Annotated in this window: 13 protein-coding genes; 10 read left to right on the top strand and 3 right to left on the bottom strand. The window is 59.5% G+C overall.

Annotated elements, in window-relative coordinates; translation table 11 throughout:
* Positions 1 to 7: 7 nt before the first annotated feature.
* On the bottom strand, positions 8 to 1,414 hold the full coding sequence (locus ACR0B5_RS03235) for a divergent polysaccharide deacetylase family protein (RefSeq protein ID WP_480538380.1): 1,407 nt from the start codon (positions 1,412 to 1,414) through the stop codon (positions 8 to 10).
* Positions 1,415 to 1,609: 195 nt separating this feature from the next.
* Between ACR0B5_RS03235 and ACR0B5_RS03230 the strand changes: the two genes are divergently transcribed.
* From ACR0B5_RS03230 to lexA, 6 genes are all read left to right on the top strand, one after another.
* Positions 1,610 to 2,191 (top strand): anthranilate synthase component II, encoded by a 582-nt coding sequence (locus ACR0B5_RS03230; RefSeq protein WP_170459279.1) that lies wholly within the window; start codon positions 1,610 to 1,612, stop codon positions 2,189 to 2,191.
* Positions 2,188 to 3,207, top strand: coding sequence for an anthranilate phosphoribosyltransferase (trpD, locus tag ACR0B5_RS03225; protein WP_480538378.1), 1,020 nt, complete (start codon positions 2,188 to 2,190; stop codon positions 3,205 to 3,207). Before ACR0B5_RS03230 ends, trpD begins: the two co-directional genes overlap by 4 nt.
* Entirely contained in the window at positions 3,204 to 4,016 is an 813-nt protein-coding gene (trpC, locus tag ACR0B5_RS03220; protein ID WP_480538376.1) for an indole-3-glycerol phosphate synthase TrpC, read from the top strand. Before trpD ends, trpC begins: the two co-directional genes overlap by 4 nt.
* Positions 4,016 to 4,489, top strand: a complete 474-nt coding sequence (gene moaC, locus ACR0B5_RS03215; RefSeq protein ID WP_480523547.1) for a cyclic pyranopterin monophosphate synthase MoaC — start codon at positions 4,016 to 4,018, stop codon at positions 4,487 to 4,489. Before trpC ends, moaC begins: the two co-directional genes overlap by 1 nt.
* Positions 4,486 to 5,658: a molybdopterin molybdotransferase MoeA gene (locus ACR0B5_RS03210; protein ID WP_480538374.1), complete on the top strand. Its 1,173-nt coding sequence runs from the start codon at positions 4,486 to 4,488 to the stop codon at positions 5,656 to 5,658. Before moaC ends, ACR0B5_RS03210 begins: the two co-directional genes overlap by 4 nt.
* A gap of 78 nt (positions 5,659 to 5,736) precedes the next feature.
* Positions 5,737 to 6,435, top strand: a complete 699-nt coding sequence (lexA, locus tag ACR0B5_RS03205) for a transcriptional repressor LexA (RefSeq protein WP_170548481.1) — start codon at positions 5,737 to 5,739, stop codon at positions 6,433 to 6,435.
* Here lexA and ACR0B5_RS03200 read toward each other — a convergent pair.
* A complete protein-coding gene (locus tag ACR0B5_RS03200) occupies positions 6,432 to 8,480 on the bottom strand; it encodes a ComEC/Rec2 family competence protein (protein WP_480538371.1) in 2,049 nt (682 codons plus the stop codon). The two genes, lexA and ACR0B5_RS03200, sit on opposite strands and share 4 nt — an antisense overlap.
* 78 nt (positions 8,481 to 8,558) lie before the next feature.
* On the opposite strand from ACR0B5_RS03200, the gene gltX reads away from it, so the two are divergent.
* The 3 genes from gltX to ACR0B5_RS03185 all read left to right on the top strand — a co-directional run bounded on the left by gltX (position 8,559) and on the right by ACR0B5_RS03185 (position 12,503).
* A complete protein-coding gene (gltX, locus tag ACR0B5_RS03195; RefSeq protein ID WP_480538369.1) occupies positions 8,559 to 9,959 on the top strand; it encodes a glutamate--tRNA ligase in 1,401 nt (466 codons plus the stop codon).
* Between the two features lie 124 nt (positions 9,960 to 10,083).
* Positions 10,084 to 11,379 carry a citrate synthase gene (gene gltA / locus ACR0B5_RS03190; RefSeq protein ID WP_170373816.1) on the top strand — a complete coding sequence of 432 codons (1,296 nt, stop codon included), beginning with the start codon at positions 10,084 to 10,086 and terminating at the stop codon, positions 11,377 to 11,379.
* 230 nt (positions 11,380 to 11,609) lie between these two features.
* On the top strand, positions 11,610 to 12,503 hold the full coding sequence (locus ACR0B5_RS03185; protein ID WP_419738028.1) for an autotransporter outer membrane beta-barrel domain-containing protein: 894 nt from the start codon (positions 11,610 to 11,612) through the stop codon (positions 12,501 to 12,503).
* 8 nt (positions 12,504 to 12,511) lie between these two features.
* On the opposite strand, the gene ACR0B5_RS03180 is transcribed toward ACR0B5_RS03185, so the two are convergent.
* On the bottom strand, positions 12,512 to 13,579 hold the full coding sequence (locus tag ACR0B5_RS03180) for a PA0069 family radical SAM protein (protein WP_480538366.1): 1,068 nt from the start codon (positions 13,577 to 13,579) through the stop codon (positions 12,512 to 12,514).
* A gap of 256 nt (positions 13,580 to 13,835) precedes the next feature.
* Here ACR0B5_RS03180 and ACR0B5_RS03175 point away from each other — a divergent pair, with 256 nt between their 5' ends.
* The gene (locus ACR0B5_RS03175; RefSeq protein ID WP_170659644.1) at positions 13,836 to 14,534 is read left to right on the top strand and encodes a cobalamin B12-binding domain-containing protein; all 699 of its coding nucleotides are present in this window, start codon (positions 13,836 to 13,838) and stop codon (positions 14,532 to 14,534) included.
* The last annotated feature ends 24 nt before the right edge of the window (positions 14,535 to 14,558 follow it).

Below are 14,558 nucleotides of genomic sequence, written 5' to 3'. Positions count from 1 at the left end.
GGAAACGTTACTGAACTTCCCGTTTCATAACCGCCGAGATCGGCGCCATGGCAACCCGGTTGCCGCGATCCTCAAGCCCCCACAGCAGCAGGGCTGAAATCGTCTCGGGGCGCACACGACCCAGCATCACAACCGTCCCCTCCTGCCCGGCACGGAACGCTGCCTGATCAAGGAAACGGCGCATGATCTTCGGGTCCTGCCGTGCGCCATCGATATCGCGGAATACCACGCCCGAGGGGATGCCATTGCGTGCGGCCAGTTTCTGGACCGTGTTCAGCCCATTATCCTGCGTGATCAACCCACGACCGGTGGCCGCCGCAATCGACGCAACCTGATCGGCCAGTTTCCGATTGCCCTGAATTCCGCTTTCGACCCCTTCCAGAATACCAACTGTCTCGTGCAGCGTGTCCAACCATACGGCCATCGACACCTCGGCATCCTGCGCGCTGGCGGATTCGTGCAGATCGGCCATGGCCAGAACCTCAAACCCGGCGGCGCGGTGGCGGGCCATTTTCTCGGCGGCGTCGGGATCAGAGGGGCTGATCGCAAAGCTGACGGGATAGGGGAAATCCTGCAAAGCCTCGGCTCCGAAAGAGCCCTCATCATCGATCAGGATAATCGACATCAGAGGCTTGGCTTCGGGGTTTTCAAAGCTGGCAGCGTAGTCCTCGATCGGCTTTCCGGTCATCTCGTCTACGACTGCTTCATCGGTTTCAACCGGGGCATCGTCGCGCTCGGTCAGGGGGACAACGCGCGTGCCGACCAGTGTGTTGGTCGAGGTCGTGTCTTCTCCGCCGATCTGGGGAAGTGCGGCAAGTTTGGGCAGATTGCGGGGCAAGGTGTCCTCATCCCCTTCCACCGCGATTGGGCTGTTTTCAAAGGGATTCTCTTCATCCAACTCAGCCTCTTCCGGTGCAAGCTGCGACGGTAGTTCAGGCAAAAGCGTCGCCACATCTTCTGGCTCCGCAGAGGGTTCCGGGGCTTCATCCACAACAACCGGCGCCGCGTCTGTTTCCGGCAAGGCGGGGGCGGTACTGGGTGCCTGCGGAGCAGCTGGCGCGTCGGTCATGACGGTCACGCTGGTTTGATCTTCGGCCTGAGGCTCCTGCAACGCGTCCTCGGCCTCAGCCACGACGGGCTGTTCGTCGGGCACCGTTTCCAGATCGGACAGATCAAGCGCCTCATCCGGCGCTTCGGCGGGTTTCGGCCCAGCAGGCGGCAGTTCGACAAGATCTGCGTCCGACGGGGTCTCGGCGATTTGTTCCGGCGCTTCGGGTGTCTCCACATCTACCGGTTCGGGAGCCTGGGTCTTGACCACCGGCTTATTGGCCAGCGGCGTGTTGAGCGACAACATCACCCCCACGATCAAAACAACGACCGCCCCGACGATCATTCCTCCGAAAAATCCACGCATTGCTCGTGCCTCTCGCCTTTAGTCTTGCCTCGCCCATTCTGCGCCATCTTCTGTGGCGCTCAACCTGATGGCGGGTCAAGAACGGGATGTCCTCTTGACGCTGCCTCACAAGCCTGAGCATGTATGTCCCGACATTATACCGTGGCCAGGGGCTGCATCGCCAGCCTGAAATGCCCAAGCGAAGACAAGTGCCAAATGCTGCTGCTGATCGACAACTACGACTCGTTTACCTACAACCTGGTGCATTATCTGGGCGAACTTGGGGCCGAAATGGTCATTCGCCGGAATGATGCGCTGGACGTGCAAGAGGCCATGGCGATGAATCCCGCCGGTATCCTGCTGAGTCCCGGCCCCTGCGACCCAGATCAGGCGGGCATCTGTCTTGCCCTGACCGAAGCCGCAGCCGAGACCAAAACTCCGTTGTTGGGTGTATGTCTGGGGCATCAGACCATCGGGCAATCCTTTGGCGGCAAGGTCGTGCGTTGCCACGAGATCGTGCATGGCAAGATGGGCACCATGAACCACACCGGCAAAGGTGTTTTCGCCGGGCTTCCCTCGCCCTTTGAGGCCACGCGCTATCACTCGCTGGTGGTTGAACGCGAGAGCCTACCCGACTGCCTCGAGATCACGGCAGAGCTGGAAGACGGCACCATCATGGGGCTGCAACACAAAGAGCTGCCCATCCACGGTGTCCAGTTCCACCCGGAATCCATCGCGTCCGAGCATGGCCACGCCCTCCTCAAGAACTTCCTGCAAGAGTTGAAAGTCCCCGCATGAGCGACGCCCTGAAACCGCTGATCGGAGCGTCCGCCGACCGCCCTCTGACCCGTGCCGAGGCCGAGCAGGCCTTTGCCATCCTCTTCGACGGCGAAGCCACGCCCAGCCAGATCGGCGGTCTGTTGATGGCAATGCGCACGCGCGGTGAAACGGTTGAGGAATACGCCGCCGCCGCCGCCGTGATGCGCGCAAAATGCAACGCGGTGAAGGCACCCGAGGGAGCGATGGACATCGTCGGAACGGGCGGTGATGGCAAGCACACCCTCAATATCTCCACCGCGACGGCCTTTGTGACTGCCGGGGCCGGTGTGACGGTCGCCAAACACGGCAACCGCAATCTCAGCTCGAAATCGGGGACCGCTGATCTGCAGTCGCAGATGGGGATCAACGTGATGGTCGGCCCTCAAGTGGTTGAAAAGGCGCTGAATGAAGCCGGTATCTGCTTCATGATGGCCCCCATGCATCACCCTGCGATCGCTCATGTCATGCCCTCGCGACAAGAGCTTGGAACCCGCACGATCTTCAACATTCTCGGGCCATTGACCAACCCTGCAGGCGTGAAGCGTCAGCTAACCGGTGCCTTCACGCGCGAGCTGATCCGCCCTATGGCCGAAACGCTGGGTCTGCTGGGGTCCGAGCGCGCGTGGCTGGTACATGGTTCAGACGGCACGGATGAACTGACAATCACCGGCATAAGCTGGGTCGCCGCTTTGGAAGACGACCGCATCAAGGAGGTCGAACTGCATCCCGAAGATGCTGGCCTGCCCGTCCATCCGTTCGAAGATATTGTCGGTGGCACACCCGAAGACAACGCCGTCGCGTTCCGTGCCTTGCTCGACGGCGTGCCCTCGGCCTATCGCGATGCAACGCTGTTGAACGCGGCGGCCGCTCTGGTCGTTGCTGATGCCGCGTCAGATCTGCGCGAAGGTGTTGAAATGGCTGCTGAAAGCATCGACAGTGGCAAAGCAAAAGAAAAAGTTACCGCGCTGGCGCGGATCACACAGGAAGCCGCATGACCGAGACCGTTCTGGACAAAATCAAAGCCTACAAGCTGGAAGAAATCGAAGCGGACAAGGCGCAGAAATCCCTGGATGAGCTTGAAAGCGAGGCCAGAAACGCGCCCGAAGTTCGCGGCTTTGCCGAGGCGTTGCACAAAGCCGCCAGATCCGGTTACGGCCTTATTGCCGAAGTGAAAAAGGCCAGCCCGTCCAAAGGCTTGATCCGTCCAGACTTTGATCCTCCGGTTCTGGCGAAAGCCTATGAAGACGGTGGCGCGGCTTGTTTGTCGGTTCTGACCGATACGCCCAGTTTCCAAGGTGCGAAAGAATATCTGACCGCTGCGCGTGCCGCGACCAACTTGCCCGCACTGCGCAAGGATTTCATGTACGACCCTTATCAGGTCGTCGAGGCTCGTGCCTTAGGCGCCGACTGCATCCTTATCATCATGGCCTCGGTCGAGGACAGTCAGGCCGCCGAGTTGGAACAGACAGCGTTTGACTGGGGCATGGACGTCCTGATCGAGGTTCACGATCAGGAAGAGTTGGAGCGTGCAACAGAACTCAAGAGTCCGCTGATCGGGATAAATAACCGCAATCTCAAGACCTTCGAGACCACTCTGGATACAACGCGTCGCCTGTCAAAGCTGGTGCCCGGGGACCGTACCATCGTATGCGAAAGCGGCTTGGGTACACCCGAAGATCTGGCGGACATCGCCCGCTACGGCGCGCGCTGCTTCCTGATCGGTGAAAGCCTGATGCGACAGGATGATGTCACCTCGGCCACCCGCCACATCCTCTCCAACCCGCTGATCCCCGGGGTGATGTGATGCCTCTCACCCATTTTGATGCGCAGGGGCAGGCTCATATGGTCGATGTTTCGGAGAAAGAGGTGACTGACCGCGTGGCTGTTGCAGCTGGTCACATCAAGATGGCCCGAGAAACCTTTGATTTAATTTCGGAAGGTCGCGCCAAGAAAGGTGACGTTCTGGGTATCGCACGGCTAGCAGGGATCATGGGGGCCAAGAAAACTCCAGACCTGATCCCGCTTTGCCACCCTCTGCCCGTGACCAAGGTCGCGGTCGAGTTGACGCTGGACCCCGACCTACCCGGCGTTCAGATCGAGGCGACCGTCAAGACCTCGGGCCAGACCGGGGTTGAGATGGAGGCCCTGACCGCCGTTTCGACAGCGGCGCTTACCGTCTATGATATGACCAAGGCGGTCGACAAAGCGATGGAGATCGGCGGCATTCGCGTATTGCTGAAAGACGGCGGTAAATCAGGGCGTTACGAGGCGACATGATCACTGTCGAAGACGCCCGCGCCCTGCTTTTTGATCTAGTTGAAACGCTTCCCGTAGAAACCGTCCCTCTGGCCGAGGCCGCAGTTCGTGTGCTGGCGAAGGACGTGAGCGCTACGCGTGATCAACCGCCTTTCGCGGCCTCATCAATGGATGGCTATGCGGTCAAAGCGGCCGAAGTCGAGCTGCACGCCATGTTCAAACTGGTGGGTGAATCGGCCGCCGGAAACCGCTTTGACGGCGTGGTGGGTCCGGGTCAGGCCGTGCGTATATTCACCGGCGCGCCAGTACCGGAAGGCACTGATTTCGTTGTGATTCAGGAAGATGTCGACCGTAAGGGCGACCTGATCACCATCAGCGATGATCCCGGGCGAAAGACCAACATCCGACCGGCGGGCATTGACTTCACAAAGGGCACCACAATCACCGCCCCGCGCGTGATCCGCCCGGAAGATATAGCGCTCATGGCGGCTATGAATATCCCTCAGGTCCCGGTTGCGCGGAAACCTCAGATCGCGTTGATCTCGACCGGGGATGAACTGGTGATGCCCGGAGAGGTTCCGGGTCCGGGTCAGATCATCGCGTCGAATACGTTCGGTTTGAAGGCGCTGTTGGAGCGTGAAGGCGCGCATGTTCGCATTCTCCCTATCGCGCGGGATACAGCATCGTCGCTGGAAACCGCCTTTGGGCTGGCCAAAGGTGCGGATCTGGTGGTCACGATCGGAGGCGCCTCTGTCGGCGACTATGATCTTGTTTCTGACGTCTCCGAGGCGTTGGGCATGGATAGGTCCTTCTACAAAATCCGTATGCGACCCGGAAAACCTCTGATGGCCGGTCGCATGGGGGATGCAGCGATGGTCGGACTGCCCGGAAACCCTGTGAGCGCAATGGTTTGCGGCTATCTGTTCCTTGTTCCGCTGGTCCAGCGGATGCTGGGGTTGGAGGCTGTTCTCAACCCGTTCAAAACGGCCGTACTGACCGAACCGCTTGCTGCCAATGGTCCGCGTGAACATTACATGCGCGCGATCGTCGATGAAAATGGCATTCGGGCCTGCGCGGATCAGGACAGTTCCTTGCTGAGCGTTCTGGCCGATGCGAATGCTTTGCTGATGCGCCCGCCCAAGGATCCGGCCTTGCCCGCAGGGGCCCAAGTTCAGTACCTGCCGCTGTAGAACATCCTCAAAATCGTTGACACAAAACGTGAACATGCGTAGAACAAATGCAAACGCATAAGCGACGAGGTATGAGCGATGCTGACCAAGAAGCAGCTGGATTTGCTGGAATTCATCCACAAACGCGTACAAGCAGACGGCGTTCCGCCCAGCTTTGACGAAATGAAGGCGGCGTTGGACCTTCGATCCAAATCCGGCATCCACCGTCTGATCACCGCGCTTGAAGAACGCGGCTTTATCCGGCGTCTGGCGCACCGTGCCCGCGCGATTGAGATTGTCAAACTGCCCGAAAGCCTTGGCGGCGAACCGACAGCAGGCTTCACCCCCCGCGTGATCGAGGGCGACAAGCCCGAAGGCCCGCGCCCTGCGAATTTCGAGCCGGTCTCGGTCGACGCGATGGAGCTGCCAGTCATGGGCCGGATCGCAGCCGGTGTTCCGATCGAGGCAATCAGCCATGTCTCACACCGCGTTGCGGTACCCGGCCCGATGGTCTCGGGCCAAGGGTCGCATTATGCGCTTGAGGTCCGTGGAGATTCGATGATCGACGCCGGGATCAACGACGGCGATGTTGTGGTGATCCGCGAAACCTCAACCGCCGACAATGGCGATATCGTTGTGGCTCTGGTCGAGGATCAGGAGGCGACGCTGAAACGGTTCTTCCGCCGTGGCAAAGCCATCGCGCTGGAGGCCGCGAACCCCGCCTATGAAACCCGCGTTCTGCCGCAGGAAAAAGTAAAGGTTCAGGGTCGTCTGGTCGGGTTGATCCGGACCTACTAATTGCCCGTTTTCACGCGGGTCCCCGTGGATTTCGGGGACCACAGCCGATCGCCGATCATTTCTGCGCTTGAGGTCAATTTGCCGCCTGAGATCGACAGGCTTCCGGTTTCATACAGCCGGTCCGGGTCGAAAATGGTGCAATCTCCACTAAGTTTCAGATCGACCGAAGACACTATGATCTGACCGGTTTTGCACTCGTCAAACTCAAGCGCCGCGCGTTTGCCGGCGAGGTGGATCACCTCGGCCCCGGTCAGAGCGATCCTTTGAACCCGGTCCGCATCGCCCGGCCATCGACTGGCCGCCTGCCCTTGTGTCAGACCGTCTCCGTCATTCTCAAGCCAGACCGTGGCCACGAACCCGCTGCCCTTTTCTTTGCTGAGCGCGCGGCCCTCAGAGGTCATGACGCCGACCAGCCCGCCGGACTCGGCGATCAGAACCTCAGGCCGGTTGCCCGAGGTCCAAAGCACAAAGGCCAAGACCACCGGAGCCACCCCAACCCATCGCGCTCGACCCTGCCACAAAGCCAGCCAGAGCGCCCCCAACGCGATCATGGGCAGGACAAACCATGGCGGGCCAACCACATAGCCCTGAGATCCGTCCAACCCGGACACCCACTCCGCGATCATCAGGATCCAACGCAGTCCCAGCCCCATGACTTCAAGCGCGATCCACTCCAGCCCGAAGGGCGCCAACAGCGCCGCGACAACGGCTGCGGGCACGACGATGGACCCCATGACTGGCACCGAAAGCAGATTGGCCAGCAGGCCGTAATGCGACATCGTGTTGAAATGCGCTGCTCCGATAGGTGCGGTGGCAAGGCCCGCAATGGCAGAAGACATCAGAAGGCCAACAACGGCCTTGGACCATTTCGGCCCCGGCATGGGGCCGAAATCACGCAACGCTCCGAACACAGCGACCAGAGCGGTGGTCGCCGCGAATGACATTTGGAAACCGGGGCTGAGCAGAGTTTCGGGGCGCAGGGTCAACACAATCAGCGCGGCCACAGCGACGGCCCTCAGCGAAATGGCGCGGCGGTCGACCAGAACTGCTCCGAACATGACGCTGACCATGACAAAGGCCCGCTCGGTCGCGACATTGCCGCCGGACAGCATCAGGTAGATCACAGCCGCGACCAGCGCACATCCAGCGGCAAGTTTGCGGACGGGCAAACGGAGGGCCAAAACGGGGATTGCAGACAATCCAATGCGGCAGGCCATGAATACAAACCCGGTTAGCAACCCCATATGCAGGCCTGAAATCGCCAGCAGATGCGCAAGATTTGATGCGCGCAGCGCATCGAGCGTGTCTTGCCCCATGCTGCTCCGGTCTCCTGTCGTGACGGCGGCTGCGAACCCTCCGACCTCGCCCGGAAGATGGGCGCGCACATGGTCTGAGATTGCCATGCGAATGGCCGTGACCCGAACGCCCTGCAACGCGTCCTGCGGCGGCGCGATGGTCATCACCGGTACCCGCGTGTACCCGACAGCACCAAGCCCCTGAAACCAGGCGTGACGGCGGAAATCGAACCCTCCGGGCTCGACAGGGCCTTGCGGCGGGGACAGATGCGCCGTGGTCATGATCCGTTGGCCCGGCGCAATGGGCCCGACCTCGGAATGGACGGAAAGACGGATGCGCTGCGGACGTCGGTGCTCTGGCACGTCCCCTACCCGCACCTGATCCAACGTCAATCGCAGCGCATCCGAGGCGGAGCGGTCCATGGCAACGACCCTCCCCTCGACAGGGCCATAGTATCGCCATGACAGAACCGGTTCCGCCACCATGTGGGCGCGGGCACCTGCCAGCAGAAAGCCAGCTGCAACCAGCGCCCCCCCGATTGCCAACGCGCCCCATCCGGCGGGCAACACACGACCCAAGCCGATTAAAGCCAACCCTGCAACGGCCAAACCCAGGTGCAAAGGCCCCTCAGGTTCGAACCGCAATCCGAAATAGAGACCGATCCCAAGGCCCAAACACACCGGAGACCACGGAAACAAAAACCCGATCTGGTTCAGCAACGCCAACCGGACCTGTGCGAGAACACGCATGGTTGCCCCCGTCCTTGAGGCTCGTTAGACAGGCGCCAAGCTAAGCCCATCGCGGTTACCAAAAGGTTAATCAATACAATGTCCGATCAGGTCGTCACCCGTTTCGCCCCTTCGCCTACCGGTTTTCTTCACATTGGCGGCGCGCGTACTGCGCTGTTCAACTGGCTCTATGCGCGTGGACGCGGCGGCAAGTTCCTGTTGCGGATCGAGGACACGGACCGGGAACGCTCGACCCCTGAGGCCACGGCGGCAATCCTGCAAGGGATGGCGTGGCTGGGTCTGGATCATGACGGAGATGTCATCAGCCAATTCGAAGGGGCTGCGCGTCATGCCGAAGTGGCGCATCAGCTTCTGGCCGAGGACAAAGCCTATAAATGTTTCTCGACCCAGGACGATATCGCGGCATTTCGTGAGCAAGCGCGGGCCGAGGGTAAATCGACCCTGTTCCGCAGCCCATGGCGCGATGCCGACCCTGCAAACCACCCGGATATGCCCTTCGTGATCCGTATTAAGGCCCCGCAAGACGGAGCCACTGTGATCCGTGATCAGGTCCAGGGTGACGTGACCATCCGGAACGACCAGTTGGACGACATGATTCTGCTGCGCTCAGATGGGACACCGGTCTATATGCTCGCGGTTGTGGTGGATGATCACGACATGGGAGTGACCCATGTGATCCGGGGCGACGATCACCTGAACAACGCCGCGCGCCAGATGATGATCTACGAGGCGATGGGCTGGGATGTTCCGGTGTGGGCTCATATCCCACTGATTCACGGGCCGGACGGCAAGAAGCTGTCGAAACGTCACGGTGCCTTGGGCGCGCAGGAATATCAGGCGATGGGCTACCCCGCCGCAGGGATGCGCAACTATCTGGCCCGCCTCGGCTGGAGCCACGGCGACGACGAGTTCTTTACCGATGAACAGGCCAAAGAATGGTTCGATCTGGGCGGAATCGGCAAAAGCCCGGCGCGGTTCGATCTGAAAAAGCTCGAGAACCTGTGTGGCCAGCATATTGCGATCTCAGATGATGCTGCACTGCGGCGTGAAATCGAAGCCTACTTGGCGGCGGCCGACCTGCCACCTCTCTCGGAGACACAATCCAGTGATCTGGAAAGCGCGATGTATTGTCTCAAGGACCGAGCTCGGACTTTCCCGGAACTGCTTGAAAAAGCGCATTTTGTACTGACCTCGCGCCCCATCGAGTGCGATGAGAAAGCCCAAAAGGCGCTCTCATCTGTATCCGATGGTATACTGAGTGAATTGACGCCGCAGCTGCAAAATGTTAGCTGGTCCCGGAACGAGCTGGAGGAGGCTCTGAATTCCTTTGCAGAAGCAAAGGAGGTCAAGTTCGGTAAGCTGGCAGGTCCGCTTCGGGCGGCATTGGCGGGTCGGGCAGTCACTCCTTCGGTTTTTGACATGATGCTTGTGCTGGGGCGCGATGAAACCCTGGCGCGGCTTTCTGAAGCAGCGGATTAAACCCAATCTTCATATTCGGGTAACGCTGCACCGCTAACACACCCGGGCTGCGCGCCCGCGCGCAGCCATTGCCCGCAGGTCAGGGCAATGAACTGACCTGCGCACAAATGAAGAAGGGACAACCATGACTGATAGCAATAAGACAGCAACTCTGACCGTCCATGGCAAAGAGTATGAGTTGCCCGTTCACTCTCCAACTGCTGGGCCTGATGTTGTCGATATTCGCAAGCTTTACGGTCAGGCAGGTGTGTTCACCTACGATCCCGGCTTTACTTCGACTGCCAGTTGCGACAGCACCATCACCTATATCGACGGCGACAAAGGTGAGCTGCTGCACCGTGGCTACCCGATTGATCAGCTAGCCGAGAAGTCCCACTTCCTCGAAGTCTGCTACCTGCTTCTTTACGGAGAGCTGCCAGTCGCAAAAGATCTCGAAACATTCGAATCCACGATCACGCGTCACACAATGCTGCACGAGCAAATGCAGTATTTCTACCGCGGCTTCCGTCGCGACGCCCACCCGATGGCCATCATGGTTGGTGTCGTCGGCGCGATGTCGGCCTTCTATCACGATTCGACCGACATCTCGGACCCGCATCAGCGCGAGGTTGCCTCACACCGCCTGATCGCAAAGATGCCGACGATTGCTGCCTGGGCCTACAAGTACCACACTGGCCAGCCCTTCGTGTATCCGCGCAACGATCTGGACTATGCGTCGAACTTCCTGCGCATGTGCTTCAGCGTTCCGGCCGAAGAATATGAGGTGAACCCGATCCTCAGCCGTGCGATGGACCGCATCTTCACCCTGCACGCGGATCACGAACAGAACGCCTCGACCTCGACCGTGCGTCTGGCATCGTCTTCGGGAGCGAACCCGTTTGCGTGTATCGCTGCCGGTATCGCCTGCCTCTGGGGTCCGGCGCATGGTGGTGCGAACCAGGCCTGTCTTGAGATGCTGGAAGAGATCGGCACCGTCGATCGTATTCCCGAATACATCGCCCGCGCGAAGGACAAGAATGATCCGTTCCGTCTGATGGGCTTCGGCCACCGGGTTTACAAAAACTTCGATCCGCGTGCGAAGGTGATGAAGCAATCTGCCGACGAAGTGCTGGATCTGCTGGGTGTCGAAAACAACCCCAAGCTTCAGGTCGCCAAAGCGCTGGAAAAACAGGCGCTGGAAGATCCGTATTTCGCCGAGAAGAAGCTGTTCCCGAACGTGGACTTCTATTCGGGCATCATCCTCGAAGCGATGGGCTTCCCAACCTCGATGTTCACACCGATCTTCGCCCTGTCGCGCACAGTTGGCTGGGTCAGCCAGTGGAAAGAGATGATCGCCGATCCTCAGAACAAGATTGGCCGCCCGCGTCAGCTGTATCTGGGCGAAACACTCCGCGACTACGTGGATATCGAAAAGCGCTGAACCGCGCGTTAAACCAAACAGAACCAAGGCTCCGGACGTTCTCCGGGGCCTTTTTTTGATCCTGAGTTGTTGTAGCGCTGCGTCACTTGCCCCGACGGTTTTTGCGCCTGCTTCTCTCGGCCAAAGACCATGGATATGGTTTCGTGAAATTGTAGAAACCCTGTGTTGCGATGATATGTCGGTTCCTTCAAATAGCCTTTCTGGCGTTTTTTGCGTTTCCGGCGTCTGGTTTGGCGCAAGGGATTCTTGAGGACATTTTCAAACAGATCCAGCGCGAAAACGCGGCGGGTTCTCTGGCTATTTTGGGCCTTGCTGGCATCCCTGATGACTCGGCCAGTGCGATCTCCCTGCAATCAAACACGGGAAATCGAGAGTATGATTTCAAATCTGCGCAATTGGGCGGGGGCTTTCGACTGAGCGAAGGCGTGCCCATCTACCTCGAAGGCTATATCGGCTATGCGCGCTATGACCCGGTCCTGTTCTTTTCTGGCTCCGGCGAAACCACCACGTTGCCACTCAAATGGACAAGCGCCGCTGTAACAGGCGGTATCGGCTACCAGTTCGACCTGGGAGAACGCTGGAAACTGACGCCCATGGCGCATATCTCGATCGGACGCACCCAATCTGACACGTCAGTCGCCGCCCAAGTGATAGCAGAGCGGCTTGGCATAGAAGCTGATTTCCTCGAAAGCGGCGGTCTCTGGGCCGGAGGTGCGGGCGGTTCCCTGACGCTGGACTACGCACGCCCTCTGACCAATGACCGAGAGTTCGAGATGAGCCTTCGCTACACGCATATCGAATACTGGCCTATTGGTGACGACGAAGACCTCCTCGTGCAATCGACGGCTGCAAATGCAGTGCTTTGGTCACGGTACCGGTTTCCGACAGGCGGTCGGATGTTTGGCCGACCGGTGCGTTGGGTCGGAGATCTGTCTATCTCTTACCTGGTCGGGGATCAGTCGATTGTTCTGGGCACAGATTGGCTGGCCCGAGTTGGCGGCGGGATTGAGGTCGATCTGTCTGACACCTGGGTTCCATGGGTAAGCACAACCCGGATCATGGTTCGTTACTATGGCAGCGACACGGTCAACGGGTTCACAGCCGGGATCGGCATCAGTTTCTGAGGTACAGTCTAAAACAGGCTCATCTGATCGCCCGGCTGTGCCGGTTTTGCGAAAAGATCGCGGCGCAGTTCGTCGGATTTTACCTTCAGGCCCAAACGTTTGACGGCCACCTTGAAGCGTTTTGCGATCAATTCGGCATACTCGCCTTCCCCCCGCATCCGGTGACCCCAGCGCGGGTCATAGTCGCGACCTCCATGCATTTCGCGCAGCCGTGCCATGACCTTTTCGGCCCGCGCGGGTTCATGTTCGGCCAGCCAGTCCTGCCACAGCGCCGACACCTCTCGGGGCAGACGCAGCATGATCCAGCTTGCAGTGTCGGCACCGGCCTCATGCCCGGCCTCCAGTAGGGTCTCCAGCTCATGATCCGTAAGCCCGGGCACAACGGGCGAGGTCATCACCCGCACCGGCACCCCTGCCCCGGTGAGACGTCGGATGACCTCCAACCGCCGATTGGGAGACGGGGCGCGCGGCTCCATCCGGCGAGAGAGGCCAGCGTCCAAGGTTGTTAGGGATATCCCGACCCGAACTAGACCCTGCGCGGCCATGGGGGCAAGAATATCCAGATCCCTCTCGATCAGGGTCCCTTTGGTCACGATCGCTATGGGGTGGTTGAAATCCCTCAGAACCTCAAGACAGGCCCGCGTGATCCCGCGTTCTTTTTCAACGGGTTGATAAGGGTCGGTGTTGGTGCCCAAGGCAATCGGCGCGACCTTGTAGGACAGCGCAGACAATTCCTTGCGCAGCACCTCGGCCGCATTGCCACGCGCGGTCAAACGGGTCTCAAAATCCAACCCTGCAGACAGCCCCAGATAGGCGTGACTGGGCCGCGCAAAGCAATAGACGCAGCCATGCTCGCACCCCCGATACGGGTTGATCGAGCGGTCGAACGGCAGGTCGGGCGAGCGATTATAGGTGATCAGACTGCGCGCCACCTCCTCCCGAACCTCGGTTCTCAGAAGCGGTTGATCTTCTTCGATGTCCCAACCGTCATCCGTCTGGACCGTGGCAAATTTTTCAAAGCGACCCGCTTCATTGGATGCGGTCCCTCGAGCGCGGATATTGATTTGAGGCTGCATTTGTTCACCTTACGTTCCTACCCTATAGGTAAGCGAATACTGAACGCGAGGCAACCACCTCCTGTTTTTTGCTAACCTGAGCCAGACACAGGATGATCATGCATATTATTCTGTCGCCCAATGCCGTTTTTTGACATAAACGTCGGTCCCGAAACCGCCGAGGTCGCAATCGTCACAGTAAATATGCGACGTTTTGGCCAAAACGAAAAAAATGCCACCCCGGACCAAGGGTCCGCACAGCTCAGGAAAACACCCCATGTCCGACGAAGAAGACATCATCCTGTCCGAACTGAACGACGAAGAGCTTGTTGAACAGATGTTCGACGATCTCTACGACGGCCTGAAAGAAGAGATCGAAGAAGGCACCAACATCCTTCTCGAGCGCGGCTGGACCCCTTACGATATCCTGACCAAAGCTCTGGTCGGCGGCATGACCGTGGTTGGCCACGACTTCCGCGACGGCATCCTGTTCGTCCCCGAGGTTCTGCTGGCCGCCAACGCCATGAAGGGCGGTATGGCGATCCTGAAACCTCTGCTGGCTGAAACAGGCGCACCGCGCGTTGGCAAGATGGTCATCGGCACCGTGAAGGGCGACATCCACGACATCGGCAAGAACCTTGTTTCGATGATGATGGAAGGCGCTGGCTTCGAAGTTGTCGACATCGGCATCAACAACCCGGTCGAGAACTACCTGGAAGCACTGGAAAACGAACAGCCCGACATCCTGGGCATGTCGGCCCTGCTGACCACGACCATGCCTTACATGAAGGTTGTGATCGACACGCTGGTCGAGCAAGGCGTTCGAGATGACTATATCGTTCTGGTCGGCGGCGCGCCGCTGAACGAAGAGTTCGGCAAAGCCATCGGCGCTGACGCATATTGCCGTGACGCGGCTGTAGCGGTTGAGACGGCCAAGGAATTCGTCTCGCGCAAGCACAACCAGCTGGCGGGATAAGAACACCGTTTCTGTTCTGAAAGG

The sequence above is a fragment of the Ruegeria sp. AG1 genome, assembly GCF_056541705.1.
The sequence above is the reverse complement of the archived record's forward strand: the minus strand, read 5'-3'. Positions and strand labels throughout refer to the sequence as shown.

Coding starts and splice junctions, on each gene's coding strand:
- ACR0B5_RS03200 (WP_480538371.1), bottom strand. CDS start 8,480: ATGCGTGTTCTCGCACAGGTCCGGTTGGCGTTGCTGAACCAGATCGGG.
- trpC (WP_480538376.1), top strand. CDS start 3,204: ATGACCGAGACCGTTCTGGACAAAATCAAAGCCTACAAGCTGGAAGAA.
- ACR0B5_RS03230 (WP_170459279.1), top strand. CDS start 1,610: ATGCTGCTGCTGATCGACAACTACGACTCGTTTACCTACAACCTGGTG.
- ACR0B5_RS03175 (WP_170659644.1), top strand. CDS start 13,836: ATGTCCGACGAAGAAGACATCATCCTGTCCGAACTGAACGACGAAGAG.
- lexA (WP_170548481.1), top strand. CDS start 5,737: ATGCTGACCAAGAAGCAGCTGGATTTGCTGGAATTCATCCACAAACGC.
- ACR0B5_RS03235 (WP_480538380.1), bottom strand. CDS start 1,414: ATGCGTGGATTTTTCGGAGGAATGATCGTCGGGGCGGTCGTTGTTTTG.
- trpD (WP_480538378.1), top strand. CDS start 2,188: ATGAGCGACGCCCTGAAACCGCTGATCGGAGCGTCCGCCGACCGCCCT.
- moaC (WP_480523547.1), top strand. CDS start 4,016: ATGCCTCTCACCCATTTTGATGCGCAGGGGCAGGCTCATATGGTCGAT.
- ACR0B5_RS03210 (WP_480538374.1), top strand. CDS start 4,486: ATGATCACTGTCGAAGACGCCCGCGCCCTGCTTTTTGATCTAGTTGAA.
- gltX (WP_480538369.1), top strand. CDS start 8,559: ATGTCCGATCAGGTCGTCACCCGTTTCGCCCCTTCGCCTACCGGTTTT.
- gltA (WP_170373816.1), top strand. CDS start 10,084: ATGACTGATAGCAATAAGACAGCAACTCTGACCGTCCATGGCAAAGAG.
- ACR0B5_RS03180 (WP_480538366.1), bottom strand. CDS start 13,579: ATGCAGCCTCAAATCAATATCCGCGCTCGAGGGACCGCATCCAATGAA.